The organism is Streptomyces asiaticus, from assembly GCF_018138715.1.
Taxonomy (GTDB): Bacteria; Actinomycetota; Actinomycetes; order Streptomycetales; family Streptomycetaceae; genus Streptomyces; species Streptomyces asiaticus.
In genome coordinates, this window is record NZ_JAGSHX010000006.1 from 1859392 (window position 1) to 1885599 (window position 26208).

The 26208-nt window shown below is 71.2% G+C and carries 24 protein-coding genes and 1 pseudogene; 9 read left to right on the forward strand and 16 right to left on the reverse strand.

What is annotated here, in order from left to right; translation table 11 throughout:
* Nucleotides 1-90 precede the first annotated feature (90 nt).
* The gene (locus KHP12_RS15570) at nucleotides 91-1059 is read right to left on the reverse strand and encodes a sugar kinase (RefSeq protein WP_211833066.1); all 969 of its coding nucleotides are present in this window, start codon (nucleotides 1057-1059) and stop codon (nucleotides 91-93) included.
* A gap of 226 nt (nucleotides 1060-1285) precedes the next feature.
* The gene (locus KHP12_RS15575; RefSeq protein WP_037949281.1) at nucleotides 1286-1714 is read right to left on the reverse strand and encodes a ribonuclease; all 429 of its coding nucleotides are present in this window, start codon (nucleotides 1712-1714) and stop codon (nucleotides 1286-1288) included.
* Nucleotides 1715-1882: 168 nt separating this feature from the next.
* Here KHP12_RS15575 and KHP12_RS15580 point away from each other — a divergent pair, with 168 nt between their 5' ends.
* Together KHP12_RS15580 and KHP12_RS15585 are read left to right on the forward strand one after the other, a co-directional pair.
* The gene (locus KHP12_RS15580) at nucleotides 1883-2560 is read left to right on the forward strand and encodes a helix-turn-helix domain-containing protein (RefSeq protein ID WP_244202873.1); all 678 of its coding nucleotides are present in this window, start codon (nucleotides 1883-1885) and stop codon (nucleotides 2558-2560) included.
* 14 nt (nucleotides 2561-2574) lie between these two features.
* Complete coding sequence (locus KHP12_RS15585; RefSeq protein ID WP_244202874.1) at nucleotides 2575-2760, forward strand: DUF6126 family protein; 186 nt, start codon at nucleotides 2575-2577, stop codon at nucleotides 2758-2760.
* Between the two features lie 31 nt (nucleotides 2761-2791).
* Here the strand turns inward: KHP12_RS15585 and KHP12_RS15590 are convergent, their stop codons facing one another.
* A complete protein-coding gene (locus KHP12_RS15590; protein WP_086882377.1) occupies nucleotides 2792-3631 on the reverse strand; it encodes an AIM24 family protein in 840 nt (279 codons plus the stop codon).
* Nucleotides 3632-3808: 177 nt separating this feature from the next.
* On the opposite strand from KHP12_RS15590, the gene KHP12_RS15595 reads away from it, so the two are divergent.
* Nucleotides 3809-4666 (forward strand): SCO6745 family protein, encoded by an 858-nt coding sequence (locus tag KHP12_RS15595; RefSeq protein ID WP_086882378.1) that lies wholly within the window; start codon nucleotides 3809-3811, stop codon nucleotides 4664-4666.
* A 109-nt stretch (nucleotides 4667-4775) separates the two neighbouring features.
* On the opposite strand, the gene KHP12_RS15600 is transcribed toward KHP12_RS15595, so the two are convergent.
* Both KHP12_RS15600 and KHP12_RS15605 read right to left on the reverse strand, forming a co-directional pair.
* Nucleotides 4776-4991 carry an EF-hand domain-containing protein gene (locus KHP12_RS15600; RefSeq protein WP_245011171.1) on the reverse strand — a complete coding sequence of 72 codons (216 nt, stop codon included), beginning with the start codon at nucleotides 4989-4991 and terminating at the stop codon, nucleotides 4776-4778.
* A gap of 168 nt (nucleotides 4992-5159) precedes the next feature.
* The gene (locus KHP12_RS15605; protein ID WP_246643120.1) at nucleotides 5160-6368 is read right to left on the reverse strand and encodes a helix-turn-helix domain-containing protein; all 1209 of its coding nucleotides are present in this window, start codon (nucleotides 6366-6368) and stop codon (nucleotides 5160-5162) included.
* A 302-nt stretch (nucleotides 6369-6670) separates the two neighbouring features.
* Here KHP12_RS15605 and KHP12_RS15610 point away from each other — a divergent pair, with 302 nt between their 5' ends.
* From KHP12_RS15610 to KHP12_RS15620, 3 genes and pseudogenes are all read left to right on the forward strand, one after another.
* Nucleotides 6671-7054, forward strand: a complete 384-nt coding sequence (locus KHP12_RS15610; RefSeq protein ID WP_211833067.1) for a hypothetical protein — start codon at nucleotides 6671-6673, stop codon at nucleotides 7052-7054.
* A gap of 135 nt (nucleotides 7055-7189) precedes the next feature.
* Nucleotides 7190-7519: pseudogene (locus KHP12_RS52410) on the forward strand (transposase); the annotation flags it as partial.
* Nucleotides 7520-7601: 82 nt separating this feature from the next.
* On the forward strand, nucleotides 7602-10778 hold the full coding sequence (locus KHP12_RS15620; protein ID WP_211833068.1) for an NACHT domain-containing protein: 3177 nt from the start codon (nucleotides 7602-7604) through the stop codon (nucleotides 10776-10778).
* Nucleotides 10779-10786: 8 nt separating this feature from the next.
* On the opposite strand, the gene alc is transcribed toward KHP12_RS15620, so the two are convergent.
* The 4 genes from alc to KHP12_RS15640 all read right to left on the reverse strand — a co-directional run bounded on the left by alc (nucleotide 10787) and on the right by KHP12_RS15640 (nucleotide 15666).
* Complete coding sequence (gene alc / locus KHP12_RS15625; RefSeq protein WP_211833069.1) at nucleotides 10787-11935, reverse strand: allantoicase; 1149 nt, start codon at nucleotides 11933-11935, stop codon at nucleotides 10787-10789.
* A complete protein-coding gene (gene allB / locus KHP12_RS15630) occupies nucleotides 11932-13281 on the reverse strand; it encodes an allantoinase AllB (RefSeq protein ID WP_086882383.1) in 1350 nt (449 codons plus the stop codon). Before allB ends, alc begins: the two co-directional genes overlap by 4 nt.
* Before the next feature lie 60 nt (nucleotides 13282-13341).
* The gene (locus tag KHP12_RS15635) at nucleotides 13342-14826 is read right to left on the reverse strand and encodes an NCS1 family nucleobase:cation symporter-1 (protein ID WP_246643121.1); all 1485 of its coding nucleotides are present in this window, start codon (nucleotides 14824-14826) and stop codon (nucleotides 13342-13344) included.
* A 105-nt stretch (nucleotides 14827-14931) separates the two neighbouring features.
* The gene (locus tag KHP12_RS15640; RefSeq protein ID WP_086882385.1) at nucleotides 14932-15666 is read right to left on the reverse strand and encodes an aspartate/glutamate racemase family protein; all 735 of its coding nucleotides are present in this window, start codon (nucleotides 15664-15666) and stop codon (nucleotides 14932-14934) included.
* A 252-nt stretch (nucleotides 15667-15918) separates the two neighbouring features.
* Between KHP12_RS15640 and KHP12_RS15645 the strand changes: the two genes are divergently transcribed.
* The gene (locus KHP12_RS15645; RefSeq protein ID WP_244202877.1) at nucleotides 15919-16749 is read left to right on the forward strand and encodes an IclR family transcriptional regulator; all 831 of its coding nucleotides are present in this window, start codon (nucleotides 15919-15921) and stop codon (nucleotides 16747-16749) included.
* 350 nt (nucleotides 16750-17099) lie between these two features.
* Here the strand turns inward: KHP12_RS15645 and KHP12_RS15650 are convergent, their stop codons facing one another.
* Nucleotides 17100-17486: a DUF5955 family protein gene (locus KHP12_RS15650; RefSeq protein WP_372455196.1), complete on the reverse strand. Its 387-nt coding sequence runs from the start codon at nucleotides 17484-17486 to the stop codon at nucleotides 17100-17102.
* A 205-nt stretch (nucleotides 17487-17691) separates the two neighbouring features.
* Here KHP12_RS15650 and KHP12_RS15655 point away from each other — a divergent pair, with 205 nt between their 5' ends.
* Entirely contained in the window at nucleotides 17692-18300 is a 609-nt protein-coding gene (locus KHP12_RS15655) for a nucleotidyltransferase family protein (protein WP_037949309.1), read from the forward strand.
* 131 nt (nucleotides 18301-18431) lie between these two features.
* Nucleotides 18432-20051, forward strand: a complete 1620-nt coding sequence (aceB, locus tag KHP12_RS15660) for a malate synthase A (protein ID WP_086882386.1) — start codon at nucleotides 18432-18434, stop codon at nucleotides 20049-20051.
* Between the two features lie 64 nt (nucleotides 20052-20115).
* Here the strand turns inward: aceB and KHP12_RS15665 are convergent, their stop codons facing one another.
* The 6 genes from KHP12_RS15665 to KHP12_RS15690 all read right to left on the reverse strand — a co-directional run bounded on the left by KHP12_RS15665 (nucleotide 20116) and on the right by KHP12_RS15690 (nucleotide 26058).
* Nucleotides 20116-21957, reverse strand: coding sequence for an alpha-L-fucosidase (locus tag KHP12_RS15665; RefSeq protein ID WP_086882387.1), 1842 nt, complete (start codon nucleotides 21955-21957; stop codon nucleotides 20116-20118).
* A gap of 170 nt (nucleotides 21958-22127) precedes the next feature.
* On the reverse strand, nucleotides 22128-23498 hold the full coding sequence (locus KHP12_RS15670) for an 8-oxoguanine deaminase (protein WP_086882388.1): 1371 nt from the start codon (nucleotides 23496-23498) through the stop codon (nucleotides 22128-22130).
* A 52-nt stretch (nucleotides 23499-23550) separates the two neighbouring features.
* Nucleotides 23551-24432 (reverse strand): factor-independent urate hydroxylase, encoded by an 882-nt coding sequence (gene pucL / locus KHP12_RS15675; protein WP_086882389.1) that lies wholly within the window; start codon nucleotides 24430-24432, stop codon nucleotides 23551-23553.
* Between the two features lie 5 nt (nucleotides 24433-24437).
* Nucleotides 24438-25364 (reverse strand): 2-oxo-4-hydroxy-4-carboxy-5-ureidoimidazoline decarboxylase, encoded by a 927-nt coding sequence (uraD, locus tag KHP12_RS15680; protein ID WP_211833071.1) that lies wholly within the window; start codon nucleotides 25362-25364, stop codon nucleotides 24438-24440.
* Between the two features lie 74 nt (nucleotides 25365-25438).
* Entirely contained in the window at nucleotides 25439-25810 is a 372-nt protein-coding gene (locus KHP12_RS15685; protein WP_037949321.1) for a helix-turn-helix domain-containing protein, read from the reverse strand.
* Nucleotides 25807-26058, reverse strand: coding sequence for a hypothetical protein (locus KHP12_RS15690; protein WP_037949323.1), 252 nt, complete (start codon nucleotides 26056-26058; stop codon nucleotides 25807-25809). The genes KHP12_RS15685 and KHP12_RS15690 overlap by 4 nt, the downstream gene beginning before the upstream one ends.
* Nucleotides 26059-26208 lie beyond the last annotated feature (150 nt).

The following is a 26208-nucleotide window of genomic DNA, read 5'->3' on the forward strand; positions in this document are numbered from 1 at the left end:
GTGGAGTGCGGGGTTGGTGTGGGGTGCGCGGTTGGTGTGATGTGCGCGGCATCCGGGCCCCGCGGGCGGGCCGTGGACACCGCGGCCGGTTCAGCGGTACACCGCGTCCCCGCCCTTGGACAGCTCGGCGAGCGCCCGGTCCCGCGCGGCGGCGGTGGGCAGCCCGTCCGTATCGGTGGCGGCCTGGACGACCAGGGCGGCCACGCACGCCGCCTCGGCGAGCGCCTGGTCCTCGTGCAGCCCGCGCAGCCGCGCCGACAGATAGCCGGCCGCGAAGCCGTCACCGGCGCCGATCGGGTCGACGACCGGCACCGCGTGGGGCGACTGATCCCAGCCGCCGCCCGCGGTGAGGACGGTCGAGGAGTGGTCGGCGCGCTTGATCACGACCTCGTCGGCCCCGCCGCGCAGCAGCTCCCGCGCGGCCTCGTCGGCGGGTTGGGCGGTGAGCAGCTCCAACTCCTCCTCCCCCGCGAGGACGATGTCGGCGTCGCGCAGCAACGGGCCCGCCGTCTGGGCCCACTGCGCCGCGCCGCCCAGCTTGTGCCGTACGTTCGGATCGAAGGACACCTTGGCCCCGGCCGCACGGGCCAGCTCCACCAGGCGGCGGCTGGCGGCCGCCGCGGTCGGCGAGAGCATGGGCGTGATGCCGGACAGATGCAGCAGTTGGGTGCCTTCGAGCGCCTCGGGGCGTATCTGCTCGGGCGTCAGCCGGGAGGCGGCCGAGCCCATGCGGTAGTACTGCACATCGATGGCGCGGTACGCGTGGCTGTCCCGCATCAGCAGCCCGGTGGGGGCGTGGTCGTCCACGATCGCGTGGGCGACGTCCACGCAGTCGGCGCGCAGCTCGCGCAGCACCGCCTCCCCCGCGGGGTCGGCGCCGACCCGGCCGAGCCAGCGCACACCGTGGCCGAGCCGGGCGAGGCCCACGGCCACATTGGATTCGGCTCCCGCCACCGACCTGCGGAAATGCACAGCCCGGTCCAGCGGAACCCCGGGCTCGGCCAGCAGGAGGAGCATCGCCTCCCCACACGTGACCACTTCCGGCCCCTTCGCCACCATGCCTCCCCGCACGTCCGCTGCTACCGAGACGGTATCGGGAAGCAACGACAATGGCCCGCTCGGGGTTCCCGGGGCCCGCGGCCGATACGGGTCCGGGGCCCGCGGCCGATACCGGGCGGCGTCGGGCGCGGAGGGCGGGGGCGGGCGGGCACAGCACCGCGGCCGCTGCCCGAACGTGGGGGCAGCGGCCGCGGTTGCGGGGGGTGGCGGTCTTCGGTGGGCGACGTCAGCAGCCGCGGTCCACCAGGTCGAACGAGGCGTAGTGGTCCGCGGTGTAGTAGTCCTCGTCCGTCTGCTTACCGGTGACGATGCGGCGGGCGCCACGGTCGTCGGAGCCCGGGGTGATCACGGTGTACTCGTGGTAGTAGCCGGAGGACTGGGACGGAAGGACGCCTTCACGGTTCTGGAAGACGGTGCCGTCCTGCGGGAAGGGGTAGGGGCCGCCCTTCTCGATCAGGTCCAGGGTGTCATGGGCCTGGGAGGGCAGATCCGAGTAGCAGATGTCGCCAACGGCGGCGATGACCTGCGACGACGCGACGGTGTGCGATGCCGCCGGGGTGACGGCGGTGGCCGCGGTGGCCGCGCCGCCGATGAGCAGCGTCGAGACGAGGGCGCCGAGGGCACCGATGCGGGCGATCCGTGGGGGGATTGTCATAGACCTAGCATGACGCGCGTAGACGCTGTCGTGTCAATGCCAAGTGACCGCCGTTCTCCGGGAGTTCACAACAACTGCGCGAAGCGCCAGAAGAGGTAACGAAAGCGTAACTCTTGCCTCTGAGGCAAACTTTTTGCCTCAGAGGTCAGGGCTGGCTATACCGGAGATATGAACCCGCTCCCCCACGGGCCCGCCGAGTGGCCCACGGGCGGGCCGGCCGACGGTGACGCCGGCGGACCGTCCGCCGAGCTGCCCACTGTCGCTCCCCGCCTTCGTGACCTGCGGCGACGCAGCGGTCTGACCCTCGAGGCCGCCGCCCATCGCGTGGGGCTCTCCCCCGCGCATCTGTCCCGGCTGGAGACGGGCCGTCGCCAGCCCTCGCTCCCGATGCTGCTGACCCTGGCACGTACGTACGGAACCACGGTATCCGACCTGCTGGGCGAGGTGCCCGCGGAGCGGGATCCGGTCGTACGCGCCGACCGCATGGAGGCGCAGGAGGCGGGCGGCTGGACCTACTGGCAGGCCGGCGGCTCCGGCCGGGCCATGCAGGCGCTGCGGCTGCACGTACCGGAGCGCTCCGCCGCCCAGGAGGACCTGGTGCGGGTCCACCCCGGCGAGGAGTGGCTCTACGTCCTGGGGGGCCGGCTGCGGCTCACGCTCGGCGAGACCGTGCACGCCCTCTCCGCGGGCGACGCGGCCCATTTCGACTCGCTCACCCCGCACCGCATCGCCGCCGCCTCGCCCGGCGGCGTGGATCTGCTCTTCGTCCACACGCTGCTCCAGAGCGGCGCGGCCGAGCTGTGTCTCGGTGACGCCGCTCACCGAGGAAGGCCCGGTATGCCATGAAGGACGGGAACGACATGAGCGCGACCGATGCGACCGATGCGACCGATGTCCCGATGGCCCCCGCGACGCCGGCCCGGACCGGGCCGAACGAGGAGGACCGGGCGCCGATGAGCTTCACGGTGCGGGTCTTCATCTACCTCGTGGGCGTCCACTTCATCGCCGCTTTCCTCTTCTTCCTCTTCTACGTCGCGGGCGGGTAAGAGGCGGCGTCCCGGGGGCGCGGGCCCCTCGTCACCCCGCGTGGGTGGAGAACATCCCGCCCGTCGGCCCCTGCTTGTCACCGCCCTGCGCCTTCTTCAGGGCGTTCGCCAGGCCCTCGATGGTGAGCGACTGGAGGATCACGCGGCCATTGCCCTCCAGCGTGGCCAGCGACAGCCCCTCACCGCCGAAGACCGCGTTCATCAGCCCCTGGCGGTTGAGCCCGCCGATGCGCTGCACGCCGTACTGGATGCCTTCCTCGAAGGCCACGATGCAGCCGGTGTCGACCTCGATCCGGCCGCCGAAATCGGCCGGGTTGAGGTCGATGAAATTGCCCGCACCACAGATGATCACGGTGCCGTGCCCGGTGAACGTCTCCAGGATGAATCCCTCGCCGCCGCTGCGCCCGGTCTTCCCGCCCTGGAAGGCGATGCCGAACTCCACGGTGGACTCGGCCGCCACGAAGGCGTCCTTCTCCGCGAACCACGCCCGCGTCCCGTCCAGCTCCAGCGCCCGCATCTCACCGGGCAGCACCCCCGCGAAGCCGACGGTGCCCTCGCCACCGGTGGAGGTGAAGTACTGGAACGCCAGCGACTCCCCCGCCAGCGCCCGCTGCCCCACCTGCATGGCGGTGCCCATGGCCTGGCGCAGCATCCCGCCCATGCCACCGCCCGCACCGCTACCGCCGCTCCCGCCGTTGCCCCCGACGGCCTGGCCGCCGCCCCCGCCGGGCCCGGACAGCCGGGTCTCCATCGTCACGTTCGACGTCTTGAACAGGAACTTTCCGGCCTCGCAGTAGACGGTCTGCCCAGGGTGGAGGGTGCAGACCGCCATCTGCATGGCGTTGCCGACGATCTCTTGCCGCAGGGTCACAGCAGCTCTCCTCGAGGGTCGCGTCAGGCGGTCAGGTGGCGTCAGGTGGCGCCAGGTGGCGCATAACCAGACATCCGGGTCAACGTACGACCCCGACCACCGGGTTCCGTGAGCTTGACACAATGCCGGTCGTGGTCCGGCCCCAGGTCGGCCCTGAAGGGAGCAGGGAGCATGGCGATGAACACCAGCGCCGCGACGACCGCCCGCACGATGTGGGCCCTCTACGAGCCGATCCACGCGGTCGCGTACTTCGCCCCGGAGGCCCGGGCCGCGTACGAGGACGCCGGGCTCCGCGGCTTCTGGCGCGGCTACTTCGCGGGCCGTGCCGCGCCTCTCGGGCCGGTCGGGCCGGAACCCGTCGTGGCGTCCTTCTTCACCTTCGCCCCCGCGATGGTGGCCCGCGCGCTGCCCGACGTCTGGTCCCTGGCCGCGCCCGAGCGCGCCCTGGAGCTCCGCCGCGCGGGCGCCGCGGCCGCCCTCACCCGGCTGCTCGCCGGGCACGAGCGCGAGGTGGAGCGCGCCGTCGAGGCCCTGGTCCCCCGTGCGGCGGGCCTGGACGGCTCCGGCCGGGTACTGGCCGCGGCGAACGGCGCACTGGACTTTCCCGGCAAACCGATCGAGCGACTGTGGCACGCGGCGACCCTGCTGCGGGAGCACCGCGGCGACGGCCATGTCGCGGCCCTCGTCGCCGCCGGTCTCGACGGCTGCGAAGCCCTCGTCCTCCGTTCCGCCGTGGACGTCCCCCGCGCCGAGCTCCAGCCCCACCGCGGCTGGACCGACCAGGAGTGGGACGCCGCCGCCCAGCGCCTGACCGACCGCGGCCTCCTCGCCCCGGACGGAGCCGCGACGGAGGCCGGACGCGAACTGCTCCGCACGGCCGAGGCCGCGACGGACCAGGCGGCGGAACGCCCCTGGCGCCCGCTGCCCCCCGAGCAGGTGGCAGCCCTGGTCCACCTCCTCACCCCCCTGACCACCGCCTGCGCCACCGCCCTGCGCTTCCCCAACCCGATCGGGCTCCCGAAGCCGACGGGGTGAGCGGTCGTACGGAGGCGGCCGACGGAGGTCCGGGGCGGGGTACGGGAGCGCACGTCGGGCCTTCGGCTGCGGACCGGCGCCGCGCGCGGGGTGACCGGAACGCCCGTGGTCAGTCCGCGACGCCCTGCATCGGGGCCCAGAACTCCTCGAACGACATCGTGCCGTCGCCGTCCGTGTCGAGTACGTCGATGAATTGCTGCGCCTGTTCGTCGGTGAGGTGCTCGCCACGCAGCTCGGCGACGACCTGCTGGTATTCCTTGGCGGTTATCCGCCCGTCGGCATCGAGGTCGTACGCATCAAAGACCTTGCGCGCGGCCGCTTTCATGTCCACCACGTGGGTTCGCCCTTCCTCGTTGGATGGTGTGCGATGCTACTGCGCATTGATCACCTGGAGCACGCCAAGGCGGGACGGTTCAGAAGGGCACGCCCGCCCGCTTGGCCAGCTTCGTAAGACGAGGGTTACTGCGGCGGTGCAGCGAGGTCAGCACGCGCATCAGCTCTTGGCTGGTCGGGTGGACACGGGCCATCTCGGGCGCGACGTCCCAAGCCGCTTCGAGCGATTCGAGAGCCCCGTCACGGTCCCCAGGGCGAGCTTCGAGCGGCTGATGTTCATGTGCAGCGGACCAACCCGCGTGGCCGGAAGCGTCACCCCACCCCGGATCAGGTCATCCGCCGTGTTGAGGGACTCACGGTAGTCCTCCCTGTCAGAGGCCGTCGAAATGACGTGCACAGCGGTGTTCTCGGGCCCGAAGTGGATGCCGTGGTCTTCGACGTCCTCAGGAAACTCCTCGGCCACCTGCCATGCTGCCTCGATGTGCCGTTCAGCGGTTGCCTTGTCCTTGACCCGACCGGCCAGCGTCAGCCCGCGCAGGTGCAGGTGCAGGATGCCCAGACCGTACGCGCGATCACGACCTCGCAAGGTCGACTCGGCCTCGACAACGGCGCGGTCCACAATGGCCAACCCGCCAGCAAAGTCCCCGGAGTTCAGGAAGGCTCCGGCCTCGTCCCGGGCGGCCACCGTGGCCGCGATGGGGTGCGCACGCTCGGCGGCCAGCCGCTGTTTCATGACGGCCAGCTCGGCGAGGTGCATCCAGCGGTGCCGGGCGGCCAGCCAGTAGACCACCGAGTAGGTGTCGGCGACACGGGTCCAGGCGTCGGGCGATTGGGTGGCGTGCGCGTAGTTGGTGGCATCGGCCAGCACACCGGGGAGCTTCTGAAGGACCGCCGACAGCTCGGTCCGGTAGCGGTGCTCATTCAGCTCGGCCAGCCCGCGCGGAAGGTCCTCGGGGTGGGCCGGCGGCGTATCGGGGATGTCGAACCGCCGAATGGCGTAATTGAGGGCGGCAAGGCTTTTCTCGTCGGAGCGTTCGACGGGGGCCGTGCCCAGCAGCTCATCCAGTGTCAGACCCGTGACCTGAGCGAGAGCGGCGGCAATGCCCTGCGTCAGCGCGCGATCGCCCACCTCGATCTTACTGAGCAGGGAGACGGACACGCCTGCACGCCGGGCGAGGGCAACCTGGCTGAAGCCTCGGGCCTTGGGATCATGGCACAGACAGAAGAGAAGCCGCCGACGGTGCTCAACCACGGCGATCTGCCGTACCCAAAGGGAACGCTCGTCGAAGACACCGAGACCGGATGCACGGGCGAGTTGCAGGGCGTGATTGAGGAGCGAGTCAAGGGCACCGGAAAGCCGTTCAGCCAAACGGCGTTACATGCGGCCGAGGGGAGGTGGCCTCGAGTGGGAAGCCCCTTTGGACCGCATCAGGCCCGCCGACGACGAGAACGGTCAAGCCTGCCCACCAAGTGCGTAACGCCTCGATCCGCGCCCACTGCGCATCAGTCAACGGCACACCCGGACCAACGACCGACTGATCCATACGAAACTGCCTAGGTGTGGAAGGCAAGGAGTTGGGCAGGACCCTGATTCTGCTCCTGATCACAGCCGGAGCAGCGGGGTCCGGTAACCACTACCACCCTTGGACGACGAGTACGGAGCGGTGAGCAATGAGCATGCCCGGCGGCACCGGCAACACCAGTGGTCGCTACCTCATCCGGGGTGACTACTACGACGAACATCTCACGGAACGTCAGCTGACCAACACCGTCACGATCGTGTGGGGCTCTGTGGGCCTGGTCTTCGGCTTGCTCATCGGAATGGGGTTGTCGTCGCTCTTCGGGCTGTCGACCGTATTCCGCGTCGTGCTGATCACTGCACTAGTCCTCGTCGTCGGTGGGGGCACCGCATGGATCGCGCGCCGGATAGCGCGGCGCGGAACGGAGGACAAGCGGGTTGCAGAGTTCCTCGCGGAGTACGGAAGCGCGGAGAGCGACAGCGCCGACAGCGCCGACAGCGCCGACAGCGATACGCAACGGGACGCTGAGCGATGAGTAGCCGTGGCGGCCTGCGCTCCTCGGGCCCGGCTTCGTCACTGCCGTGAAGCAGACGGAGCTTGGCCTCCCGGCGGCGTCATCGGCTCCTGTCCGTTCTCCGGCCCGGCACGCACGGCCGTGGACCGAAGTGGGTCCGTGGCCGGAGACGCCGTCGAATACCACCTCGCCGCCGATGCCCGCTGTCGGCCCCTCGCGTTCGTTCTCACCGCCGGACAAGCCGGTGATGCACCTGCCTTCACCGAGGTCATGGCCCGCCTGCGTGTTCCCCGTCGGCGAGGACGTCCCCGCACCAGGCCGGACCTGGTCCTGGCCGACAAGGCGTACTCCTCCCGCGCGATCCACGAGCACCTACGCAGACGCGGCATCCGCACGGTGATTCCGGAACGGGCCGACCAGCAGGCCAACCGCGGGGTCCCGGTTCCTAAGCTGATGGGAAGCCGGAACCCGCCGGGCCATCAGGCGGCGATGGCCGGCCGGAACCGGGTCGGAGCCGGAGTGGTGCGCCCAGAAACCGGAGTGGTGCGCCCAGAAAGGGGCCTGCGGAGTGAGCGCTGAGGCAGCTGCCATCAATCTCGGGCGGACGGTCGCCACCCGCGTCGTGCGGTTATGGCTCGAACCGCGCCGGCGCGAGCAGGAAGGCCGGATGGAGATGTCCGCCCTGGTCCGGCGGCGGGTGCCGGGGCTGCGGGCGCAGCGGGGTGTGGAGCGGCAGTTCGAGCAGATCGCGGACGCGGTCGCGGCGCGGCTGGAGCCCATGTGCGGGCATGAGTTCCGCGACTTGGAGGAGGGCGGGCGGCAGGCGGCGCTCGACGCCGTGACGGCGGCCTTCGGCCGCGCGGACCTGTCCGACGAGGCGATCCTCGGGTCCGACGCCAACCCCGCCGAGCTGGCCCGCCGGGTGCGGGCCTCCGCTCCCCCGCCCGCCGGGCTGGGCGAGGCGGCCACGCACTTCTACGAGCTGCTGCTGGCCGAGTGCTGCGACTGCTATGTGCGGATCCTCCAGCGGCTCCCGGTCTTCACCGAGCGCGGGATCGCCGAGCTGCTGGGGCGGGTCGGCGAGCTCGGCCCCGAGCTGAGCCGGGTGCTGGAGCGGCTCCCGGTCAGATCGCTGTACGCGCCGCAGGGGGCGGACCAGGACGCCGCCTTCCGCAGGGAGTACCTGGAGTTCCTCAGCCGCGCCCTGGACGAGGTGGAGCTGTTCAGCTTCACGGCCGGTCAGGCCCCGCGCACCAAGTTGTCCGTCGCCTACATCAGTCTGCGGGTCAGCACGGGCGGAGACGGGCGGGCGGCGCGGCGGTCAGTCGGTGGGCCCGACCAACTGCTGCGGACGGGCATCAGCTCATGGGACGGTCCCGAGCAGGAGTCGTCGGCGAGCGTACGGGTCGAGGCGGCACTGAAGGAGTCGGCTCGCATTCTGCTGCGCGGGGAGGCGGGTTCCGGCAAGACGACGCTGCTCAACTGGCTGGCCGTCACCGCAGCGCGCGGCGCCTTCGGCGGGGATCTGGCCGAGTGGAACGGTCTGATCCCCGTCCTGGTCAAACTGCGGCGTTACGCCTCGCGCGAGCTGCCACGGCCGGAGGAACTGCTGGACGCCACGGCCGGACCGCTGACCGGCCATATGCCCCGGGCATGGATGGACCGCGAGTTCCAGGCGGGGCGGGTGCTGCTGCTCGTCGACGGGGTGGACGAGCTCGTCGCGGGCGAGCGGCGCAAGGTCCGGGAGTGGCTGCGGCTGCTGCTCAACGCCTATCCGCAGACCCGAACGGTGGTGACGTCCCGGCCGACCGCCGCGCGCGGCGACTGGCTGCGCGCGGAGGGCTTCGCCCCGGTGGGGCTGGAGCGGATGACGCCCGCGGATCTTCGGGCGTTCGTACGGCAGTGGCATCAGGCGGTGGGAGCCCAGGGCGGCGATCTGCCATGCGCCCTGGAGGAGCTGCCGCACTACGAGCGGGCATTGCTGGCGGCCCTCCAGGACCGCCCTCATCTGCGGACGCTCGCGGCGAGCCCCCTGCTGGCCGCGCTGCTGTGCGCGTTGCACCTGGGACGGCGCCGGCGGCTGCCGCGCAACCGCATGGAGCTGTACCGCATAGCCCTGGAACTGCTGGTGCAGCGCCGCGACGCGGAGCGCGGGGTGCCCAGCGCGCTGGACGTACAGCTCAGCCTGACCGACAAGCTGTGTGTGCTGCGGGATCTGGCATGGCGGCTTTCGGACAACAACCGCAGTGAGATTTCCACGGAGAAGGCGCTGGCTCATGTCACCGTCAAGGTGGCGTCGATGCGCCATCTGGACACCGAGGGCGAGGCGGTGCTGGATCACCTGGTGTCGCGTTCGGGAGTGCTGCGCGTCCCCGCCGAGGACCGCATCGACTTCCTGCACCGCAGCTTCCAGGAGTACCTGGCGGCAGAGGAGGCGGCGGCAGAGGACCGCATCGGCAACCTGGTCGAGCGGGCCCATCTGGACACCTGGCGCGAGACCATCATCATGGCCGCCGGACATGCCAACCGCAGTCAGCGGCAGGAGCTCGTCACCGGCATCCTCGACCGCGCGGAGGCCGAACGCCGCCATGCGCGGGGCCTGCGGCTGCTGGCGGCGTCCTGCCTGGAGACGATGGAGTCCGTGCAGGAGGGGCTCGCGACACGGCTGGACGAGAACCTCCGGGTGCTGGTGCCGCCGAGGCGCCGGAAGGACGCCGTGTCACTCGCGGCGGTGGGGGATCCGGTGCTCCGCCGGCTGCCGCGCTCACTGGACGGTCTGACGGACGCGGCGGCCAGGGCGGCGGTGCGGACCGCCGCGCTCATCGGTGGCGAGCGTGCGCTCGATGTGCTGGATGCTTACGCGGAGGCGGAACGAGTCGGCGCGCACCAAGAACTCGCCGATGCCTGGGAGTATTTCGATCCGGACGAGTACGCCCAGCGCGTGCTCGCCAAGATTTCCCTGGAACGCGTCACGCTGAAGCTCTCCCACCCCAGCCAGTGGGCCGCGGCCAGGAAGCTGGCGTCGGTACGGAAGCTGTCGATCAGCCATCCGCTCACTTCCGGTCTCGCGACGCTCACGGACTTCCCCGGACTCTCATCGCTGTGGATCTCACGGCTGGTGGGCGACAACGACCTGAGCCCGCTCGCCGCCCACGCGCAGCTCAGCACGCTTTGGATCCTCGGAGACACTGCCCTGGAGGACGCCTCACCATTGAGCGCGCTCACGCACCTTCAGGAATTGAGCCTCACCGGCTGGCCTTCCCTCCCGCCCGTGAGCGAAATCCCGATACCGGAAACCTTGACCAAACTGAGCTTGGGAGACCTGCCTCACGATCCTGATCTGCGGTTCCTTCACGATCTGCCACCGCTCGACAGGCTCTACCTGGCAGGCTCGGGGACTCCGCGTCACCTCGCGAGCTTTTCAGCGGTGACCACCCCGGAGCGACTTTGGCTGGGCGGTTTCGACCTCTCCGCATGCCTCCCCGACATGTCAGCTTTCCTTCGCATCCCGGACCTGAGCTTCTACCGTTGCGTCTTTCCAGCCGACCTCGGCCCGCTCAACGCCGTCCCCTCTCTTGAGACCGTGTTCTTCGGTGAATGCCGGGGCCCGCACCCCGGCCCCCTGGACCTCTCGTCCCTGGCCGGGCGTTCGGCCCCGACACAGCTCACCGTCAAGGTGGGCAGGACGCAAACAGCCGCCGGGACCGAACAACTCGGTCCCGGCATCCGCGTCCAGCACCTGTAGCGCCGGAGCTAGCCGCCGCCCAGCTCCGCATGGCGCGCCGCCAGCCACCTCGCGCCCTCCTCCGTCAGCGAGCCGTGCAACCGCAGCCGGCCCACGCCGCCGTCCGGATAGATGTCGATCCGGACGTGGGTCACCGGCGGGGCCGCGTCCAGGAGGAAGCGGTGGACCGTGTCGGGCTGGAGGCGGGTGCGGGGCAGGAGTTCGGTCCAGGCCGGGGCCGTGGGGTCGGCCGGGTCCGCGCCGGTTGTCGCGTCGAGGCCGTACAGCGCCGCCCAGCCCGGTGCGTTGCCCTTGTAGCAGCCGGTGTCGATCTCCACGGCGCGGATGGTCCCCTGGGCGGCGAGGCGGTAGCGGACCCAGTCGTGGCCCGTGTCGCGGCGCCGGCGGGTCTCCCAGCCCTCGTCCATCCGGCGGGAGCGGCCCGGCCCGATGGAGTTGGCGGGCGGGGAGTAGAAGCGGTCGGAGGCGTCCTCGGCCGCGCCGCCGCACTCCAGCGCCACCAGGTCGAAGGTGCCGAGGGCGGTGAGCCAGGCCGGTTCTGGGGCGGCCTCGCCGTGGACGCGGAGGCGGGCGATGCCGCCGTCGGGGTGCTGTTTGAGGCGGAGGTGGGTGAAGCGGCGGCGTACGGAGACGGGGAAGCCGTTGGCCGCGTGGCCGCCGATCTGCGTACGGGGGACGAGCTCGGTCCATACGACGTCGTCGGCGAGGAGCTCCTCGGGGGACGGGGTGCCGTCCACGGCCGTGGCCTCGACGCTCACCGCGCGCGGGTAGTTGCCGCGGAAGTGGGCGGTGTCGACGACGATGCCGTGGACGACCCCGGGCGCGCCGAGGCGGATCAGGGCCCAGTCGTGGTCGTCCTCGGCCGGATGCGGGGTGCCGGCCGAGGCCCCGCGCCGCCGCCGGGTCTCCCAGCCGTCCATGACCTTGCCCTTGTGGCCGAAGGACTCGGGGTCGAAGCGCGGGTCTTCGGGCTTCAGCAGGTTCTCGCGCTCGGCGAAGAACTCGTCGTTGGCCGCGATCACGCTTCCGCCGAGCCGCCGGTCGGCCAGGTCCACGAGATGGGTGAAGGGGAGGTCGGCGGTCCGGTAGTCGGCGTACGGATCGCCGCCGCCGTACGGGGCGGCGTCGCCGGTGAAGCGGGGGATCGGCGCGGTCATGTGCGGTGCTGCCTCTCCAGGAGTCGGCCGGTGGGTTCCGTCGGCGTGCCATGGTCGGCGATCTTCCGGCCGCGCAGCCATGTGGACCGTACGACGCCGTACAGCGTTCTGCCCGCATAGGCGGTGACCTGGTTGCGGTGGTGGAGGGCGGCGGGGTCGACGGTGAAGGTCTCGTCGGGGGCGAGGACCGCGAAGTCGGCGTCGCGCCCGGGCTCGATGGCGCCCTTACGGTCGAGACCGACGAGCGCGGCGGGGCCGGTGGACATCCAGCGGGCCACGTCGTGGAGGGTGTGGCCGCGCCGCCGGGCCGCCGTCCAGACGGCCGGGAGCCCGAGCTGGAGCGAGGAGATGCCGCCCCAGGCCCGCCCGAAGTCGCCGACCTTGAGGTCGGCCGTGCAGGGCGAGTGGTCGGAGACCACGCAGTCGATCTCCCCGGCCGCCAGGCCCGCCCACAGCGCGTCCTGGTTGGCGGCCTCCCGGATGGGCGGACAGCATTTGAACTCCGTGGCACCGTCGGGGACTTCCTCGGCGGTGAGGGTCAGGAAGTGCGGGCAGGTCTCCACGGTGATCCGGACGCCCTCGCGCCGTGCGTCGGCGATCAGCGGCAGCGCCTCGGCGGACGAGAGGTGCAGGACGTGGACGCGGGCGTCCAGCTCGCGGGCGAGGGCGATGAGGCCCGCGATGGCCTCGTTCTCGGCGGTGCGCGGGCGGGAGGCGAGGAAGTCGGCGTAGCGCGGGCCGGTGGGCGGCGGGGCGCCGTCGATGAGGCGGGCGTCCTCGGCGTGGACGATGAGCAGTCCGCCGAAGCCCGCGATCTCACGGAGGGCGGTCCGGAGCCGGCCGGGGTCGAGTGGCGGGAATTCGTCCACGCCGGAGGGGAGCAGGAACGCCTTGAAGCCGAGGACGCCCGCGTCGTGCAGCGGCCGTAGCTCCGGGACGTTCCCGGGCACGGCCCCGCCCCAGAACCCGATGTCGACATGGGCCGACCGCCGGGCGACGGCCCGTTTGACCTCCAGGGCCGGGACGGTGGTGGTCGGCGGGACGCTGTTGAGCGGCATGTCGACGAGGGTGGTGACGCCGCCGGCCGCGGCGGCGCGGGTGGCCGAGCCGAAACCCTCCCATGCGGTGCGGCCGGGGTCGTTGACATGGACGTGGGTGTCGACGAGGCCGGGGAGCAGGACGTCGTCGCCGAGGTCCTCGACCCGTGCGCCGTCCGGGTCCGGTGCGTCGTACGGCCCGACGGCCACGATGCGGCCGTCGGCGACGGACACGGAGGCCGCGCGCGGGCCGTCCGGCGTGACCACGTTGGCCGAGCGCAGCACCAGCTCGACGTCGGACACCGACATCCTCCTCACCCGCCAACTCCGGATTTTCCGCTACCCGGAATTCATTTTTCGTTGCATTCTTCACTCCGTCGTCGGCCCGGTCAAGGCCCCGCCCGCCGTGACCTGCGAGGGAATCGGTACATCGGCCAGTTCGCCACCGACGCGGACCTTCGCCCTCACGGCATAGATGACCCCGGCGATGGCCATTCCGAAGACCCAGGAGAACGGGGCCACGTCCTCGAACCCCTTGACCAGGGCCAACACCGCCGAGACCGTAGCGGAGGGCACGAAGGCGATGATCGCCTCCGGGTTGAAACCCTTGCGGTAGTAGTAGGCTCCCGCCTTGTCGGCGCTGAAGAGCGCGTCGACATCGATGTTTCCGCGCCGCACCAGGTAGTAGTCCACGAGCAGCACGGCGACCAGCGGGCCGAGGAAGGCGCCGAGAGCGCCCAGGAAGTACTGGATGACGACCGGGCTCGAGTAGAGCTTCCACGGCATGACCACGATCGCGAGCACCGCCGTGATCATGCCCCCGCGCCGGAAGTCGAGGTACTTCGGCGCGAGGTTGGCGAAGTCGTACGCGGGCGAGACGAAGTTCGCCACGACGTTGATGCCGATGGTGGCGACCATGAAGGACACCGCGCCGGCCACCGTGACCACCGGGTTGTCGATCCGCGCGATGACCTCGACCGGATCGGAGATCGCCTCGCCGAAGACCGAGATGGTGCCGGCCGTCATCAGCACCGAGACGACGGCGAAGGCGGAGAAGTTCACCGGCAGTCCCAGCAGATTGCCGCGCCGGTAGGCCCGGTGGTCCGGGGTGAAGCGCGCGAAGTCGGCGTAGTTGAGCACGAGGGTGAGGAAGGTGGCGACGGTCAGACTGACCGCGATCAGGCTCTGGTGGAGCTGCTCGCGCCCGCTCAGCCCGGTCAGGCTGTCGGTGAGCGAGATGTCGCCATCCGCCTTGGCGATCAGCCACACGGCGAGCGCGAGCATGACCAGCCAGACCACCGGGCCGGTGGCGAGGTCCTGCACCTTGCGGATGAACTCCATGCCCCGGGTGAGCAGCACCGCCTGCAGCAGCCACATCACCAGGAAGGCGATCCAGCCGAGGGTGGACAGCCCGAAGACGGAGTTGTGGTCGTATTCGGCGAGCGAGGGCGCCAGTTGGACGCCGAGGAGGATCAACGCCTCCGACGCCAGCCAGGTCTGGATGCCGTACCAGGCGACCGCCATCACCGCCCGCAGAAGGGCGGGGATATTGGCCCCGTACACACCCCAGCTGGCCCGTGCCAGCACGGGGAAGGGCACTCCGGTGCGGTGGCCGGCATGGCCCATGCGGTTCATGAACCAGTAGAGGATGGTGACACCGGCCAGCAGGGACAGGAAGACCTCCCAGGTGGGCAGCCCCAGCACAAACAGGCTCGCCGCGAAGGTGTAGTTGCTGATCGCATGGGTGTCGGACATCCACATGGCGAAGATGCTGTACGTTCCCCACTTGCGCTCCACGGCGGGCGCGAGGTCTTCGTTGTGGAGACGGGGGTCCGGTTCGACGGGTGATGCCATGGCGCCCTCCATAAGAGTCGTCCGGAATAACTTTTCCGCATGACGGTGCCTTGAAGGTGTTGCCGTTCGATTACGCCGACGTTGCCCGCGGACTCACCCGTGGGATCAGGACGGCCGGGCGCTGACAGGCCAGCCGCCGATGGCCTTGGGACGGGGCGGGGCGAAGGTGCGCACCTTGCTGGTGGAGAGACCGAGCCCGACCACCGACTCGGCGAACCGCACCGCGGCGGCGACGCCGTCCACGACCGGGACCCCGCCCAGCGCCGCCGAGACCTGGTCCTGGAGCCCGGCCATGCCACCGCACCCCAGGCAGATCACCTCGGCGCCGTCCCGCTCCACCACCTCGCGCGCGGTCCGCACGATGGCCTCGACGGTCCGCTCCGGGTCTTCCTCCAGCTCCAGCACGCCCAGGCCGGTGCCGCGCACCGCCGCGCAGCGCTGCGCCAGCCCGGCGATGAGCAGCCGGTCCCTGATCTGCGGTACGGCCCGGTCGAGAGTGGTGACGACCCCGTAGGCGTGGCCGAGCATCATGGCCAGCTGGGCGGCGGACTCGGTGATGTCGAGGACCGGTACGTCGAGGAGTTCCTGCGCCCCCTCGCGGCCCGGCTCGCCGAAGCCGGCCATCACGAGGGCGTCGAAGGGCTCGTCGTACGTGGCCAGTCGGTCCAGTACGGCGGCGGCGCTGAGATAGCCCTCGAAGTGGCCCTCGATCGACTCGGGCCCCCACAGCGGCTCGGTGGCCACGATCTCGGTGCCGGGGCTCGCGCTCGCCTCCGCGATGGCCCGGATCGAGGCCGTCATGGAGGCGGTGGTGTTGGGGTTCAGCACGAGGATGCGCATGGGACTCCCGCAGCGGTTCCGGTCCAGTGATTCAGGACGTCGATTCCGTAGGATGAAAGTTGACTTTCGATACAGAGAACCTAGCCACCCCCGCCACCGGCGTCGAGGGAACCCGGTATTCCGGCATCGGTCGATCATGGCCAGTCCGCCATACCGGCCGTGACCGGCACCGACAGCATTTCCAAGCCCGCTGTGGGCGTCGCCGGGGACCGGTAGGCTGCCCGTGGCCGGTCGGCAGCGGATCGTCACCGTATGCGGGCCGGTGCCGACCGCTGGGAAAGGAACACCGACGTGCCGTCCGCCGAGTCCAAGACCGCCGCCACCACCGCCGGATCCGGTGGCGTCCAGTCCCTGGAGCGCGCCTTCGATCTGCTGGAGCGGATGGCCGACGCCGGGGGCGAGGTCGGACTGAGCGAGCTCTCCGCCAGCAGTGGACTTCCCCTGCCCACCATCCACCGACTCATGCGCACGTTGGTGGCCTGCGGATATGTGCGCCAGCAGGCAAACCGCCGGTACGCCCTGGGGCCCCGGCTGATCCGGCTCGGCGAGAGCTCGTCCCGGCTGCTGGGCAGCTGGGCGCGGCCGTATCTGGCGCGGCTGGTGGAGGAGACGGGCGAGACCGCGAACATGGCGCTGCTGGACGGCGATGAGGTGGTGTACGTCGCGCAGGTGCCCTCGCGCCACTCGATGCGGATGTTCACCGAGGTCGGGCGGCGGGTGCTGCCCCACACCACGGGAGTCGGCAAGGCGCTGCTGGCGGACACGCCCCCCGAGGAGGTGCGCGCCCTGCTGGCCCGCACCGGTATGCCCGCGGCGACGGAGAAGACGATCACCTCGCCGGACGGGTTCCTCGAGGCGCTGCGGCAGGTCCACGAGCACGGCTACGCGGTGGACGACAACGAGCAGGAGATGGGCGTGCGCTGCCTCGCCGTCCCGGTGCCCGACTCCCCCGCCCCGGCGGCCATCTCCATCTCGGGCCCGGCGGGCCGGGTGACCGACGAGGCCACTGAACGGATCGTGCCGATCCTCAAGGAGGTCGCGGCGGAGCTGTCGGACGCGCTGGCCAGCACGGGGTCCGCCTGACGGCGGAGGGGAGCGACGGCGCGCCGCCCAAGCGGGCGGGGCCCGCTGAGCCACAAGCCGGGCGTGGGGATACTTTCCCCTCCCCGCCCCTTCCCGCAACCAGGGGCTCCGCCCCTGGACTCCGGAGTCCCGCCACGCGGCTGAGCCGCATACCGCCGTGGGAAGGGGCGAAGCCCCGGTCCGGGGTCTGGGGCTCTGCCCCAGTTTCGGGAAGGGGCGGGGAGGGGAACAGCCCGCCGCAGGCGTCATGATCCGCGGCGAGCGCGGTAGCACCCCAAGCGTCATTCGGCGCGCCCGGGGCCGCCGGGCCGGACGGATCCGCCTTGCCCGTTGCCCGTTGGCCGGGTCGCTCAGTCTCTCCCTATGCCCGTCCGGGGCACGCTGCCGAACTGGTCGATCGCCGCACGGACGCCCGTCAGGGCGGGGCCCAGGGCGCTGACCGAGCCCAGGGCGCCCGCGATGAGGAGCAGCGAGCGGCGCAGCCGGTGCAGCTCCGGGGCGCCGGTGCGGGCCATGGCGTCGAGTGCGGCCAGCTCGTCGTCCGCGATCGCCCGGTCGGGTAATTCCGCCGGGTGGGCGGCCAGATCGCGCCTGAGCCGGGCCACGGCACGGCGCAGTTCGGCCGCCCTCGGATCGTCCTCGGTGCCCGCCACTCGCCTGACTTCCACGACTGCGGCGCCCTCCACTGACAAGGCGCCGGGTTCACCCCAGAGCCTCGCGCCTTCGTTGGCCAACACTGCCCTTCTCCCCCTCGCGCCCTCTCGCACGAGCCTGCCCCCTCTCCGCATGACCGCCCCAACCCTCCACCTCGCGTGGATTCGGACACAAGGGGCCGCGGATCAGTTAACGCCACTCAGTGCACGACGCGCTATACGGAGAGCGAAAATCAGACCGGCTGGGATGAAGCCCCCGCCCGGCCCCGATGTGCGGTAAGCAGGGCCCATGGAACGTACAACGGAGGACTCCGCGCAGGTCGCCGGGATCGTACTGGCGGCCGGGGGCGGCCGGCGGCTGGGCGGGCGGCCCAAGGCCCTTTTGGCGCATCGGGGGCGTCCACTGGTGGAGCACGCCGCGCACGCGCTGCGAGAGGGCGGCTGCGCCCCGGTGCACATCGTGCTGGGCGCCGCGGCCGGGGCGGTACGGGCGCGGGCCCGGCTGGACGGGTACGTCCTGGTGGACAACCCCGACTGGGAGGAGGGCATGGGCTCCTCGCTGCGGGCCGGGCTCGCCTCACTGGCCGGTACGGGCGCGAAGGCGGCGCTGGTCGCGCTGGTGGACCAGCCGGGGATCGGCGCCGAGGCGGTGGCGCGGGTGGTGGCCGCGTACCGCTCGCCGTCCACCCTGGCGGCCGCCGCGTACGGCGGGGAGCGGGGGCATCCGGCGCTGTTCGGCGCGGACCGGTGGGCGGATATCGCGGCGAGTGCGGTGGGCGACCGGGGGGCACGCGCCTATCTGCGGGCGCATCAGTCCGCGATCACGCTCGTCGACTGCTCGGATATCGCTCGTACGGACGACATCGACACCCCCGAGGACTTGACGCTGCTGGAGTGAGGGGCACCGACGGGCACGGCACGGAGGCGCGGTTCAACAGAAGATTGAACTTCCACCATGAGGAAATTAGTATCCGCAAAGCAGAGGTATTGCGAGCGTTCAGCCGAGACTCGCCCAAGGAGTGACCGCCCATGTCCGCATCAGCGCCGTCCCCGCTGGCCATCGTCGACGCCGAACCGCTGGAGCGTCAGGGAGAGGTGCTGACCGACGCGGCCCTGGCCTTCCTGGCCGAGCTCCACCACCGCTTCACCCCGCGCCGGGACGAGCTGCTCGCGCGCCGTGCGGAGCGCCGCGCCGAGATCGCCCGCACCAGTACCCTGGGCTTCCTCCCCGAGACCGCCCACATCCGGGACGACCCCGACTGGCGCGTCGCCCCGGCCCCGCCCGCGCTCGAGGACCGCCGGGTGGAGATCACCGGCCCCACCGACCGCAAGATGACCATCAACGCGCTCAACTCCGGCGCCAAGGTCTGGCTCGCCGACTTCGAGGACGCCTCCGCCCCGACCTGGGCGAATGTGATCGGCGGTCAGCTGAATCTGATCGACGCCTATGAGCGCCGGATCGACTTCACCTCCCCCGAGGGCAAGAGCTACGCCCTGCGGCCCGACGACACGCTGGCCACCGTCGTCACCCGGCCGCGCGGCTGGCACCTCGACGAGCGCCATCTGCGCGACGCCGACGGCCGCGCGGTCCCCGGCGCCCTCGTGGACTTCGGGCTGTACTTCTTCCACAACGCCCGCCGGCTGCTCACCCGGGGCCAGGGGCCGTACTTCTACCTCCCCAAGACCGAGTCCCACCTCGAGGCCCGGCTGTGGAACGACGTCTTCGTCTTCGCGCAGGACCACCTCGGGATTCCGCAGGGGACGATCCGCGCCACCGTTCTGATCGAGACGATCACGGCCGCGTACGAGATGGACGAGATCCTCTACGAGCTCCGCGACCACGCCTCCGGGCTCAACGCGGGCCGCTGGGACTACCTCTTCTCGATCGTCAAGAACTTCCGCGACGGCGGCCCCGGTTTCGTCCTCCCGGACCGCAACGCGGTCACGATGACCGCCCCGTTCATGCGCGCCTACACCGAACTGCTCGTCCGCACCTGCCACAAGCGCGGCGCCCACGCGATCGGCGGCATGGCGGCCTTCATCCCCTCGCGGCGCGACCCCGAGGTCAACGCCGTGGCGTTCGACAAGGTCAAGGCCGACAAGGACCGTGAGGCCGGCGACGGCTTCGACGGCTCCTGGGTCGCCCACCCCGATCTGGTCCCGGTGGCCCGCGCCTCCTTCGACGCGGTCCTCGGCGACCGTCCGCACCAGAAGGAGCGGCTGCGCGAGGACGTCCACGTCACCGCCGCCGAGCTGATCGACATCGCCTCGATCGACGCCAAGCCCACCCAGCAGGGGCTGCGGAACGCCGTACAGGTCGGCATCCGCTATATCGAGGCGTGGCTGCGCGGCCTCGGCGCCGTCGCGATCTTCAATCTGATGGAGGACGCGGCCACCGCCGAGATCTCCCGCTCCCAGATCTGGCAGTGGGTCAACGCGGGGATCGTCTTCGAGAACGGCGAGAAGGCCACCGCCGATCGTGTCCGTAAGGTCGCCGCCGAGGAGCTGGCGGCGATCCGCGAGGAGGTCGGTGAGGACGCCTTCGCCGCGGGCAGGTGGAACCAGGCGCACGATCTGCTGCTGAGGGTCGCGCTGGACGAGGACTACGCGGAGTTCCTGACGCTGCCCGCGTACGAACTGCTGGACTGACGCGGCCCGTTCACACGGCAGGGCCCCGGACCGCCACCGATGCGGTCCGGGGCCCTGCCCGTCGCTACGGCGTGTACAGCTGGGCGCGCTCCACGATCTGCTGGGGCACGCTGGGGCTGGACCACAGCAGCTTCATATGCGCCTCACCGGTCTGCTCGGTGTACTCGATCCGGATGGCGTGCTTGGTTCCGGAGCGCAGCGCGACGGTCGCCTTGTCGACCTGTGGACCGTGCGGGGTGGTGCTGTCGATGACCAGACGGCCGTCGATCCACACCCGCGCGGTGTCGTCGGAGACGGTCGAGAGGGTGTAGGTCTCGCTGTGCCGGGGCTGGAGATAGCCGGTCCAGCGGACACCGAAGTGGTCGGCGGGGACATCGGCGGCCGGGGAGCCGGAGAACCGCCAGGTGTGGTTGACGGTCGGGTCGGTCCGGGTGACGGCCGGCGGCCCGGTGAAGGTCTCATTGGGGAAGACCTCCTCCCGGAGTCCCTGGCCCTGCCCCTGGGGTGCGGCCGGGGCCGGTTTCACCGTCAGCTCGATCACCGAGGCGATGTCGTTGACCGCCCCGCCGGAGGGGGTGAGGTCGAAGCCGTCGCCCGCCTTCGCCACCTCGACCCGCTGTCCGCTGCCCAGCACCCGGGCGCCGACCACCGTGAACGGTGCCTTCGCGGTGAGGTGAAGCGGCTGACCGGCGGCGGGCCAGGAGGTGACGGACGCGTACAGCCGGTTGCCGGACCGGCTGACCGCGCCCCAGGACGGCTCGTCCACCAGCCCGGTGGCCCCGGCCCCGTACACCGCGCGGCCCTGGTCCGAGGTCCGCAGCCAGGAGCCGATCTCGCGCAGCCGGTCGACGGAGGGCTGGGGCACCCGGCCCAGTTTGTCGGGGCCGACATTCAGCAGGTAGTTGCCGCCACGGCTCGCGATGTCGAGGAGATTGCGGGTGAGGGTGGTGGGCGACTTCCAGTCCTGGTCGTACTTGGCGAAGCCCCAGTGGCCGTTGAGGGTCATACAGCTCTCCCACAGCTGCCCGTCCACCGGCGCGTCCGGGATCTCCTGCTCGGGCGTTCCGTAGTCGCCGTCGACCACGCGCCGCTTGCCGACCCGGTTGTTGGTGATCAGGTCGGGGTCGAGCCCGTGGAGATAGGACTGGAGCCGCTCACCGTCCTGGGCGGACCAGCGGTTGGTGGGGTTGTCCGCGTCCCACTCCCCGTCGAACCAGAGCAGCGCCGGATGGTAGCTGTCGACCAGCTCCTTGAGCTGGGCGTACATCCGCTTCTCATAGCGCGGGAAGGTGGCGGGGTCGGCGAAGTCGGGGTCGTGCCAGTCCCAGATCGAATAGTAGAAGCCGAGTTTGATCCCGGCGGCGTCCGCGGCGGACTTCAACTCGGCCAGGATGTCGCGCCGTTGGTCGAAGGAGGAGTGGTCGCGCAGATTCCAGCTGTTCTGCTTGGTGGGCCACATCGCATAGCCGTCGTGGTGCTTGGAGGTGATGACGATATAGCGCTGCCCGGCGTCCTTGGCCGCCTTGACGATGGCCTTGGCGTCGAAGGACGAGGGGTTGAAGTCCTGGGCGGCGTCCTCGTACTCGCTCATCGGGATCTGGCAGTTCCGCTTGATCCACTCCGCGTCACGGCAGACGGTCCCGTCCGCCCGCCGGTATTCGCCCTCCAGCTGGGAGTAGGCGCCGAAGTGGATGAACATCCCGAAGCGGTCCTGCCGCCACCAGGCGGTGCGGGCGGAGGTGAACGGATCGTCGGTCGCGTAGTCGGTTCCGGGCCCGGGCTCCCGGGCGGTCGTGGGCGCCGCGGTGGCGGCGGGAGGGCCGCTGAGGATCGTCGCCAGCACCATGCCGAGCAGAAGGCTGAGCGCTCGGAGGGGGAGGACGGCCCGTCGTCTGGACATACGCATGGCGGCTCCTGTGCTCGTGGATGGTCGGACAGGAGGGCTGGCCAGCCGCGTACGGGAACCTAGAACCGGAAAGGTTGGATGTCAACGGGGCCCGAACGCCCTGACGGGCCGCTGATGACCGCCGTAAGGCGGCCACCCCAGCGACCCATCCGATGTATCGGCGCGAACGTTCAGTCTGCCTCCGCGATACGGGCCAGGCGCCGCGCCTCGGTGCGCGCCTCCCGCGCGATCTGGTCCTCGTCCACCGTGAGCAGCCGGCCCGACTCCACCACCGGAGCGCCGTTCACCAGGGACAGGGCCACCGGGGCGGGGGCGCCGAGGACGAGGGCCGCGACCGGGTCGGCGATGGACGAGTGGCCGAGGCCGTCCAGCTTCCACAGCACCAGATCGGCCAGTTTGCCCGACTCCAGCGAGCCGATCTCCTCCTGACGGCCGAGCACCCGCGCACCGCCGTGGGTGCCGAGGCGCAGCGCCTGACGGACGTTCAGCGCCTTCTCGCGGTGGCCGCCGAGCCGGTTGATCAGCAGCGCGTTGCGCAGTTCGGTGTGGAGCTCACCGGATTCGTTGGAGGCGGTGCCGTCCACGCCGAGGCCGACCGGTACGCCCGCGGCGAGCAGATCGGGGACGCGGGCGATCCCGGCGGCGAGCCGGGCGTTGGACGAGGGGCAGTGGGCCACCCCGGTGCCGGTGCGGGCGAACGCCTGGATGTCGGTGTCGTTCATATGGACGCAGTGGGCCATCCACACGTCCTCGCCCAGCCAGCCGGTGGACTCGAAGTAGTCGGTCGGCCCCATCCCGAACCGCTCATGGCAGAACTTCTCCTCCTCCACCGTCTCCGAGCCGTGGGTGTGCAGCCGTACGCCCTTGCGGCGGGCCAGCGTCGCGGACTCGCGGAGCAGTTCGGTGGTGACGGAGAAGGGTGAGCAGGGCGCGACCGCGATCCGCAGCATGGCGTCGGACGCCGGGTCGTGGTGGGTGTCGATGGCCGCCTCGGTGGCGGCCAGCGCGTCCTCCATGGACTCCACGGCGAAGTCCGGCGGCAGTCCGCCGTCGGAGGTGCCGAGGTCCATGGAGCCGCGGGCGGCGGTGAAGCGCACCCCCAGCTCGCTGGCCGCGCGGATCTCGGCGCCCAGCAGATCGCCGGCGCCGCGCGGAAAGACGTAGTGGTGGTCCATGGCGGTGGTGACCCCGCCGCGCACCATCATCGCGAGCGAGCCGCGGGCCGCCGCGCGGACCATCGGCTCGTCGATCCGCGCCCAGACGGGGTAGAGCGCGACCAGCCAGTCGAAGAGGTTGCTGTCCTGGGCGAGGCCGCGGGTGAGCCACTGGTAGAAGTGGTGATGGGCGTTGACCAGGCCCGGGGTCACCAGATGCCCCGTGCCGTCGACCCGGCGGACGACGCCCTCAAGACCCTCGGGCGCGCGCCCCTCGCCCACCGACTCGATGCGGTTGCCCGCCACGACCACGTGGCCGGAGGCGTACTCGGTGTCGTGGGCGTCCACGGTGGCGACGGCGCAGTTCTCGATGACAATGCGGTTCACGGAGCGTGGCCCTCCCGTCGTATCGGTCGGTGGGGATCTGTTGGGCGAGCTGTCAGTCGGTGGGGATCCGGGGCTCGGCGCCGTCCCGCAGCACGGTGGCCTCGATGAGCCCGTACGGCCGGTCGGCGGCGAAGTAGACCTCGTTGTCGTTGGTGAGGCCGAAGGGTTCCAGATCGACCAGGAAGTGATGCCTGTTGGGCAGTGAGAGACGTATCTCGTCGATCTCGGGGCGGCGCTCGATCACCCGTGCGCCCATCTGGTAGAGCGTCTGCTGGAGCGAGAGCGAGTAGGTCTCGGCGAACGCGCTCAGCAGATGGCCGCGCGCCTCGGCGTGGCCGTGGTCCCAGTCCGGCGTCGGCCGGGTGTCCTCGCTCCAGCCGTAGCGCCAGCGGGCGTGCACATCGGTGGCGAGGATCCGGTCGCGGGCCTCCGGGAGCGTGGTGTACCGGTCCTTCACATAGCCCCGGAACTCGGAGTCCGTGGTGTTCAGTACGGTGAGGCCGGTGAGCCCGGAGACCACCTCCCAGCGCTCGCCGTCGAAGGTGATCTGGGCGGTGCGGACCTCCTGGCCGCGGCGGACGAAGGAGTGCTCGGCACTCCCGGCCGTCCCGATCCGCTCCCAGGCGTACTCCTCGACGCGGACGCGGGCGCGGTGGATGGGCTCCTGGCTGGTGACGAAGTGGCGGGCCAGCCGGATGCCGAACTCCTCGGCCGTGTCGATGCCGTGCTCCTTGGCGAAGGCGTACACGGTGTTCTTGGTGGTGTCGGTCGGCAGGACGTTGGCGTTACTGCCGGAGAGGTGGACCTCGTCCATCTCACCGGAGAGCGCCACCGAGACATTGAGGTCCTTGAGGTGGTGCACGGCGCCGTCGCGCACCACCCGGACGACGCGGGTTTCGGCTTTGCCGTATTGGTTCGGGCCGAGCGTGGGCATCGGTGCTAGCTCCCTCGGTAGACGGAGTAGCCGAACGGGGTGAGCAGCAGCGGTACGTGGTAGTGCTCACCCGGCTCGACGGCGAAGGCGACCGCGACCTCCGGGAAGAAGGCGTGGGTCAGATACGGCCCGGTCTCGAAGCGCAGCCGTGCGTGGGTGGTGCCCTCGGGGAGGGCGGGCAGGTCCCCGCAGCGCCCGTCGGCGTCGGTGAGGGAGTCGGCGTGCGGCGTCCACTCCGCGCCGGGTCCCGAGCGGACGGACAGCTCGACGACCACGCCCACGGCGGGGCGGCCGATGCTGGTGTCCAGGATGTGGGTGGACACCGAGGTGGCACCGCTCGCCATCGTCGCTCCTTCCGCCGGGGCCCGCGGGGCCTCCAGGGTTTCCGATCGGGTTTCCGCCCGGGATCCCGCCCGGGTTTCCGATCGGGTTTCCGTCAGCGCTTCCGTCATCCGGGTCAGCCGGATGCGGTTGATCTTTCCCAGTTCGGCACGGACGATGTCGCGCTCGGTGTCGGCGTCGTGCCGGATCCGCTCGCGCAGCGCGGCCAGCATCTCCCCGCCGGTGCGGCCGGTGGCACAGATCAGGAAGACATGGCCGTGGCGCTCCTGGTACGCGAGGTTCAGCTCCAGCAGCTCCGCGCGCTCCGCGTCCCGTACCCCGCTCTGCTCCCGCGCCGAGGCGGCGTCGCCCGGTGCCGGCCGTCCGATGGGCGGATGGGCGGCCATCGCCTCGGCCAGGTCGGCGGCGGTCAGCCGGGCCATGGCCGCGTCGGCGGCGTCGAGCAGCTCACCGACCGTGGCGTACGGCCGTCCAGCCGCCACCGCCGCGCCCCACGCCCGGCTGGCGCACACCTCGCGCAGCAGCGCGGCGGCGTCCCGGTCGTCCACCGCGTTGAACCGGGCCAGCCCCGGCGGTGCACTGGAAGTCACTCTCGCAAGCTAGGAGGCTCCCGCACCAAACGTCAACACTTTGTTGAAGAACCCCGCGTAACGACGAGGAATGATCAGTCCCCGCCCTTCTCCCGGTTGAGGTAGTTGTAGACGGTGAAGCGGCTGACCCCGAGGGCCCCGGCGACCGTCTCGACCCCGTGGCGCACCGAGAACGCGCCGCGCTGTTCGAGCTGGCGGACCACGGACTGCTTGGTCTTGCGGTCGAGGGCCGAGAGCGGTACGCCGTGGCGGCGCTGGAGGTCGGCGAGGATGCGGTCGAGCGAGTCCGACAGATGCGGCAGCCTTACGGCGACCACCGGGCGGCCCTCCCAGGAGAGCACCACATCGTCGCCCCGGGCCCGGTCGGGCGCGATCATCTCGCCGCCCATGGCGTCGACGAGCGGCTTCACCGCGGCGGCGAAGGGGTGGTCGGCCGGTACGCTCACGCCTCGGCCTCCCCGAGGACGCTGACCTGGAGCGAGATCCGGGTGGCACCGGCCTCGAGGGAGCTGCGCAGCAGCCGGTCGACGGCCTCGAGCACGGCCTCCGTCCCGCCCTCCGCGGTGTTGCCGAAGGGGCCGACGTCCACGGCGTCCAGCGGGGCGGCCTGGACGGTCTCGCGGGCGGCCACGGCGTGCGGCGGCACCTCGTCGAGGTCGAACGGTTCGGTGGTGAACTCAACCCTCAATCTCACGCCGCCAACCTACTGCGTCCCGCCCAGGGTCTGTCGTCAAAGGGGGCGCCCGGCCGCGAGCGGGGGGCACCTCCCGACAGGCCCTAACACGGCGCCCCCGCTACGGGGGACAGAACGCCCAAGTCCCTCCCCGCGGCGGCCCGCTTCGGG

Bases quoted from the DNA above. Each gene is read 5' to 3' on its own strand.
- KHP12_RS15570 (WP_211833066.1), bottom strand. From the start codon at position 1,059: ATGGTGGCGAAGGGGCCGGAAGTGGTCACGTGTGGGGAGGCGATGCTC.
- KHP12_RS15575 (WP_037949281.1), bottom strand. From the start codon at position 1,714: ATGACAATCCCCCCACGGATCGCCCGCATCGGTGCCCTCGGCGCCCTC.
- KHP12_RS15580 (WP_244202873.1), top strand. From the start codon at position 1,883: ATGAACCCGCTCCCCCACGGGCCCGCCGAGTGGCCCACGGGCGGGCCG.
- KHP12_RS15585 (WP_244202874.1), top strand. From the start codon at position 2,575: ATGAGCGCGACCGATGCGACCGATGCGACCGATGTCCCGATGGCCCCC.
- KHP12_RS15595 (WP_086882378.1), top strand. From the start codon at position 3,809: ATGAACACCAGCGCCGCGACGACCGCCCGCACGATGTGGGCCCTCTAC.
- KHP12_RS15600 (WP_245011171.1), bottom strand. From the start codon at position 4,991: ATGAAAGCGGCCGCGCGCAAGGTCTTTGATGCGTACGACCTCGATGCC.
- KHP12_RS15610 (WP_211833067.1), top strand. From the start codon at position 6,671: ATGAGCATGCCCGGCGGCACCGGCAACACCAGTGGTCGCTACCTCATC.
- alc (WP_211833069.1), bottom strand. From the start codon at position 11,935: ATGACCGCGCCGATCCCCCGCTTCACCGGCGACGCCGCCCCGTACGGC.
- allB (WP_086882383.1), bottom strand. From the start codon at position 13,281: ATGTCGGTGTCCGACGTCGAGCTGGTGCTGCGCTCGGCCAACGTGGTC.
- KHP12_RS15635 (WP_246643121.1), bottom strand. From the start codon at position 14,826: ATGGCATCACCCGTCGAACCGGACCCCCGTCTCCACAACGAAGACCTC.
- KHP12_RS15640 (WP_086882385.1), bottom strand. From the start codon at position 15,666: ATGCGCATCCTCGTGCTGAACCCCAACACCACCGCCTCCATGACGGCC.
- KHP12_RS15645 (WP_244202877.1), top strand. From the start codon at position 15,919: ATGCGGGCCGGTGCCGACCGCTGGGAAAGGAACACCGACGTGCCGTCC.
- KHP12_RS15655 (WP_037949309.1), top strand. From the start codon at position 17,692: ATGGAACGTACAACGGAGGACTCCGCGCAGGTCGCCGGGATCGTACTG.
- aceB (WP_086882386.1), top strand. From the start codon at position 18,432: ATGTCCGCATCAGCGCCGTCCCCGCTGGCCATCGTCGACGCCGAACCG.
- KHP12_RS15665 (WP_086882387.1), bottom strand. From the start codon at position 21,957: ATGCGTATGTCCAGACGACGGGCCGTCCTCCCCCTCCGAGCGCTCAGC.
- pucL (WP_086882389.1), bottom strand. From the start codon at position 24,432: ATGCCCACGCTCGGCCCGAACCAATACGGCAAAGCCGAAACCCGCGTC.